Here is a 3,075-nt window from a genome sequence, read left to right as displayed (position 1 = left end):
TACTGAAACGAAGACCCTAAAAGACGCAATGAACTGCATTATGAATACGAAGAGAGTCGTCGGTGAGAGAAGAGGAAGCGTTATACTCTTGAACTTGTTCCAGGGAGTTGCTCCATCTATCTCAGCCGCTTCGTAATATGTTTTGGGAATTGTCTGCAAACCCGCAAGGAAAAGCACCATATTGTACCCGATTCGTTTCCACACTCCTACGATAATTAGCGCTAAAAGCGAATACTTCGGATCACTGAGCCACTTAATGTTATTAATGCCAACTAGTGAGAGGAAATAATTGACCAATCCAAAATTAGGCTCATACAACCAGCCCCAAATTACGGCAGCGGCAGCCATTGAGGTTATGACCGGGATATAAAAAAGGGTTCTGAAAAGCCCTCTACCCTTTATCCATTCAATATTGAGAAGAGCTGCAAGAAGAAGCCCGATAACGACAGAGGGGACTACGGTGCCCAAAATATAGATGCCTGTGACACTCATGGAATTCCAGAAATCCGCCGAGCTAAAGAGCCTTTCGTAGTTCTGAAATCCGACGTACCTCATCGGCCTTATCATGTTCCAGCTAAAGAAAGACACATAGAAGGCCCACACGAGTGGCAAATAGATGAAGATCACCTGCACAGTCAAAGCCGGTAAGACAGTCGCCCAGCCGGTGAAAGCTTCCCTGGTTCGGCGCCGCAAACGTATCACCCCACTATTCAAATATGAAAGAAACTATATCACTAGAATTATGACTCACAAATGTAGACGAAAGATCATCTCAAACAAAAAAAGCCGCCGCCTCATAACCGGCACGACTTTCTCATCATCTCTGTCACGCTTAGTATAGTCTAGCATAATCGTAAAAGCAAAATCAACTTAACGATACTCATCAATCGAAATCCTATAAACCTCTCTCCAAAACGCATCAATTAGTTCAATCAATCCGATGGTGTAACTCTATTCTTGCCGTTCTTCTTTGACTCGTAAAGAGCTTTGTCTACCCGGCGGAGCAAGCCATCGTAATCACTCTCATCCTTATGGAGAGTAGAAACTCCGATGCTCATCCTGAGGCTTCCATAATCTTTCTGCTCCTTCGAGCAGAGCCCGGCTCTCAGCTTTTCAGCAACTTTGATGGCTCCCTCGAGATCTGTATTCGTAACGATAACCAAGAACTCGTCCCCGCCCCATCTCCCCAAATAATCGTTACTCCTAATGCTTGACTGAACGAAAGAACAGGCATCTTTGAGAGCTTCGTCACCGGCAAGATGCCCGTAATTATCGTTTATTGTCTTGAGATTGTCAAGATCTAACATCAGTAGCGAAAGCGGGCTCCCATAACGCCTCGATCTCTCCGTTTCGGCTCTCAATAACTCGCTAAGTGAGTATCTGTTCATCACGCCGGTCAGCATGTCCGTCGTTGCCAGCTTCCTGTACTTCTCCTGGCTCTCACGAAGAGCCTCTTCAATCTGTTTTGTTGGAGAAATATCAATGTGCGTTCCAAGAATACGCTTGGCCCTTCCGTTCTTGTCCCTCTCTGCAGCTTCTCCCCTATCATGAACCCAGATCCACTCACCGCTCTTTGAAAGCATCCTGTACTCTATTTCAAAGTAATCTTTCTCACCGTTGTAACATCTCTCCATCTCTTCAAGAGAAGGAAGAAGATCTTCCGGATGCACAAACTTTTTCCAGTTCTGGAATGTTATGAGCAAATCACCGCCAGTATAGCCCATGATCTGATAATATCTTTCGTTAATTGAAAACTCTCCCTTGTCTATATTGAAGTCCCAGAGACCGACGTTCCCGCCTTTCACAGCAAGCGCAAGTCTCTCCTCACTCCGGCGCAACGCATCTTCGACTCTCTTCCTTTCCGTTATCTCGGTCAGCAAAACGACATGACCTCTTGTCTTTCCTCTTCTGCTGAGAATTGTAGTCTTTCTGGAATCGATTATCTTCTCTCCCACCTCCAGCTCGGACTTCGACAGATCGGAACCAAAGAAATTCACAATAGTCTCGATATCTTTGAAAGCGTCACTGAAATTAAGTCCAATCAAGTTTTCACTCTCAACTCCGAACATCGTGCAAGCCATGGGGTTTATGTCGACCACCGTTCCTCGATCGTCAGTAATGATAACCCCGTCAGGCAGTCTTTCGAAAACTGTCTCCTTACCAACCGGTCGTATGTCAAATAATCTGTACCTCATAACACCTATTGCCATAAATACTGCAGCAAGAGTGAAAGCAAACGGAGTCATGTCGAGATAGCCGAAATCAATAAATCCAAAGAGATAATTCAGGTTTACGAGGACGGGGAAGAAAGTCCCAAGAAGAATCATCTTCAGCTGACCCTTGTAAGGCCCTTTCGAATGAATATATTGATGAGCAACTGAGAATATGCTCGAAATAAGCAGCACGTACGTGTAAAACATTCCCACCCAGAAAATCGGCCCATGAACGAGTCTCTGTAGAGGGAAAGATGAACTGAGATCCAATTCGCTCACTGAGTAATAAAGCCAGTGAATTTCATTTGTCCACATGGATAGAAGTACTGCAATAGGAATGACGAAAAGCAAAGAGATTCTTTTCCAGCTAAACCACTTTCTTTTGTCGAGGATTGCCATCGAGAAAAGAAAAAAGAAAACCGGCGTGCTCACTATTCCGGGATAAGAGATCTTGTTGAGCAGTCGCATTGTACCCAAATCATGGCCGAGCAATTCAACCGCATAAAAAAACGCCCACCAGGCTATTGAAAACAACAGAAGGCTGAGCATCCTGGCCTCAAGCAGCTCTCTCCGCCTCAAAAACCGTATGGCCATCACCAAACACACAATCGCTGGAAGAAACGTCAGCAAAGCATAGATATTCACTTCAAACACTCCATTGTGATCTCATATTGCAATTATATACTTTGCCCCTATTCATAAGCCACAGATGAACGAGAATGGGACACCGTTATTTACTAGCCAGTCACCTTCGGTGGCCAGTCAGAAGGCGAAAATCATCGCCGCCAGTCACTGCAAGCAGTGGCGAGAAAAACTAGATGAACAGCAAACCCACTTGGCGAGACCAATTCCAACTTAGTCG

General features: G+C 45.1%; 2 protein-coding genes. Both read right to left on the bottom strand.

Annotated features, from left to right (window positions below; genetic code table 11):
* Positions 1-702 (bottom strand): sugar ABC transporter permease (locus ENN47_07945; protein HDP78099.1); only part of this gene is annotated, 702 nt, incomplete at its 3' end.
* Positions 703-932: 230 nt separating this feature from the next.
* Positions 933-2,867: a diguanylate cyclase gene (locus tag ENN47_07940; GenBank protein ID HDP78098.1), complete on the bottom strand. Its 1,935-nt coding sequence runs from the start codon at positions 2,865-2,867 to the stop codon at positions 933-935.
* Between the last annotated feature and the right edge of the window lie 208 nt (positions 2,868-3,075).

Source organism: Mesotoga infera, assembly GCA_011045915.1.
Lineage (GTDB): Bacteria > Thermotogota > Thermotogae > Petrotogales > Kosmotogaceae > Mesotoga > Mesotoga infera_D.
The sequence above is the reverse complement of the archived record's forward strand: the minus strand, read 5'-3'. Positions and strand labels throughout refer to the sequence as shown.